This window comes from Bacteroides sp. An279 (genome assembly GCF_002159615.1).
In the GTDB taxonomy this organism is placed as follows: domain Bacteria; phylum Bacteroidota; class Bacteroidia; order Bacteroidales; family Bacteroidaceae; genus Phocaeicola; species Phocaeicola intestinalis.
Window position 1 is genome coordinate 1 of record NZ_NFJA01000168.1, and the last position, 3,088, is coordinate 3,088.

At 45.1% G+C, this 3,088-nt stretch carries 3 protein-coding genes; 1 reads left to right on the plus strand and 2 read right to left on the minus strand.

Features of this window, described 5'->3' with window-relative positions; translation table 11 throughout:
* Positions 1 to 408: 408 nt before the first annotated feature.
* Complete coding sequence (locus B5F78_RS16235; protein ID WP_087407231.1) at positions 409 to 1,491, minus strand: IS110 family transposase; 1,083 nt, start codon at positions 1,489 to 1,491, stop codon at positions 409 to 411.
* Positions 1,492 to 1,659: 168 nt separating this feature from the next.
* Positions 1,660 to 2,349, minus strand: coding sequence for an MIP family channel protein (locus B5F78_RS16240; RefSeq protein WP_087209746.1), 690 nt, complete (start codon positions 2,347 to 2,349; stop codon positions 1,660 to 1,662).
* Between the two features lie 163 nt (positions 2,350 to 2,512).
* On the opposite strand from B5F78_RS16240, the gene B5F78_RS16245 reads away from it, so the two are divergent.
* Positions 2,513 to 2,740, plus strand: a complete 228-nt coding sequence (locus B5F78_RS16245) for a winged helix-turn-helix domain-containing protein (protein WP_087209749.1) — start codon at positions 2,513 to 2,515, stop codon at positions 2,738 to 2,740.
* Positions 2,741 to 3,088: the final 348 nt, after the last annotated feature.

Here is a 3,088-nt window from a genome sequence, read left to right on the forward strand (position 1 = left end):
AAATTCAAAACAGCTTCTTCTATGTTGTAATCCAAATATCCAGAGAATTTTTTTATTTTATTAAAGGTTTTCATTAGCTTTGTAATCAAGGAGTTGAAGAGGATGCAAGCTCTGCTGAGGAGCAACTTGCCAGCAATAGACTCCCTGCGTTACGCCGTAACATTGTTGAGGGATGGGACATCGGTCCTGTCCCTTTGTGTTACGGATATCGCTGTATGGCTAAGAAAACCTGCCGTTTTCCTTGCCGGAACTTATTATATGGACAACCTTCTATCAGTGAACCGGGAAGTTCCCGGTCACATGTTCCTTTTCAGTCCTATTAAAGTAAAATGCCGCATTCTAAAGAAAGCAGACCTGATGGCTGCAAGAAACTGTCAGCGGTCATTCATATAGTTGTTGTCCATCGTGTCATTCAACTGTCTCATTCTTATATCTCCTTTTATATTTCAAGACATAAAAGATCCGGTTCAGCAGCTTTCGGGCTATCCGCACAATGGCCTTGTTAGGCTCCATCCGCCGGGTCAGCTTTGAAAAAGCCATGTTCAAGGCCGGGTCAATCCGGGCTGCGAACCATGCGCATTCTATCAGTTTGCTCCTTAACTGCATTTGCCCCCGGAAGGTCATCTCCCCCTTATTGTCTTTCTCACCCGTGGAGTGGGAAGTGGGGACAAGGCCGATATACCCCGCAAGCCTGTCCGAATTGGCGAAACGCCGTATATCTTCCAGTTCGGCGAGTAAAGACAAAGCCGTTATCATGCCTATGCCCGGGACGGAACGTAGCAGTTCGTAGTCGGTGGCATATCCGTCTGAACGGGAAAGCGCCCTCAGCTTCCGTGTCGCTTCCAGAAGAAGCCTGCGCTGTGACTCTACGGAATCCAGCAAAAGGGAAAGACCGGCGCCCCCTTCCTCCGTATCCATGCGGATGCCGTTACGCAGCCAGTTCATGAAAGCGCGTGACCAGTGGGTGCCGCTGTGCTGGAATTCTTTAGGATAGTCAATCCCATAATAATACAGGAATGCCTTGATGCGCTGTTTCATTCTTGCCAGGTCACGGACAAGGGCGTCACGGCTGCGCAAAAGGGTACGGACCTCCAACGTCTCCCTGCAAGGGACATGGATGGCGGTCAGCTCATTGCTACGCAGAGACCTGGCTATTTTCCTGCTGTCCACTGCATCCGTCTTCTGAAGACGTTCCTTCTGGCTGGTGGAGACATCCGCCGGATTAACCACTATATTCTGTATTCCCATTTCAACCAATTTATAATGCGCCCAAAAGCCACTGAAACCGGCTTCATAGGCTGACAGATAATTCCCGTTGGGAAAATGCGCGTGAAGATAAGAGGACAGGGCTTCCGGACTCGGGGGCTGAACGAATGTCTTGTGGTGGAGATGATCGCTCAGAATACTTACTGTCCAACTCTTCAAATGCACATCAATTCCTACGTAAATATTTTGTCCTTCAAAATTTAATGTGTTACTTTGTTTACGCATAAAGTCATAGGTTTTATTAAGTTATTTCTTTCATTTACAAATTTAATAATTCTCTTGGCTTTATGCTATTTTGCTAGCACATTACAAACATAGGAACTAAAAAAAGGATGCGTCAAAAAAATACATAAATGACGCATCCTTGTGTTTCTCCTTATTACATATACGACACTACCGGTTTACCCGTCCTCCACCAATGGTCTTCCATACCAGCGAACTGAACGCAGCTCCTACGAAAGGTGCTACAATGAAGAGCCAAAGCTGTTCCAGTGCCTGACCGCCTTCCACCAAGGCAGGACCGATACTACGTGCAGGATTGACCGATGTCCCCGTAATAGGAATACATACAATGTGAATCAAAACCAAAGTCAAGCCAATGGCAAGTCCGGCAAAATTACCCGCTCCCTTCTTTTCATCAGTCGCACCCAATACCACCAATACAAAAATAAAGGTAAACACTGCCTCGGCAATAAAAGCCTGAGCCATTTCTCCAGAGTCGTACGAATTCGCACCAGACAAGGTAGGTCCGCCATGCCCTCCGGTAGAAACAAGAAGTACCAGGAGCAACGAACCGATAATGCCCCCTATCACCTGAAAAATCATATACATTGCTGCATCACGGGTACTCATACGACCCGACATCCATACACCCAACGTAATAGCCGGATTGATATGACATCCCGAAACATTACCGATGGTATACGCCATAGCTACCACCGACAAACCAAAAGCCAAAGCAACTCCCAACGTTCCTACGCCTGCACCAAGAGCATCTGCCGCATTCCCTGCAAAGATAGCGCTGCCACATCCCATCAGGACAAGAATCATCGTCCCGAGCATTTCTGCCAAATATTTTCTCATAAGCCATAAGAATTAAAAGTTAAACATATAGGTTATTTGCCACCAAATTACAAAAAATATTGGAATTTATCGCTAAATTCAGTATATTTGTATCAAAGTTTAGGCAGAAATATCAAAAAACGCTGACCCAAACAGAACCATTCATCTTAAAAACCATACGACTATGAACATGCAAAGTATCGGCGAAAGCGCAGGAGTCATCTGGAAAATACTCTATGGTGACAACAGAAAATGGGAATACCAGGAATTAAAAAAGGCTACAGGCTTACGGGACCGTGAACTAAATGCCGCAATCGGCTGGTTGGCACGCGAAGGAAAAATCCAATTTGAAGAGGGTGACAGCGAGCACCCGACCGCTCTTTATATTGAACTGAGTCTTTACATCGGATAAAAAGAGCAATAATGAATGTCCGCAAACAACCAATACATACCCTTTGACAATGAAGATAACGGCATAAGTGGTTTCCATATTAGTGCATCTGACTACGGAATGCACTTACTTGACAAAGTCAGTACTACTGCATTGGCAGATGAAGTATATATCCGTAGGCAGATGAAGTATATATTCAACCGCGTATGCAGTATATATTCATTTTTTAGGAGTATGCATTGACAGTTTGCAGACATTCATTTTCAGAAGCTGTTTTGAATTTATCGTGCGATGATTTGGGATGAGTTTTTGAGGCATTTTCGCTTCTGTGATGAGGAAGATAGCGGGCTATCTGACGAAGAACAGGAG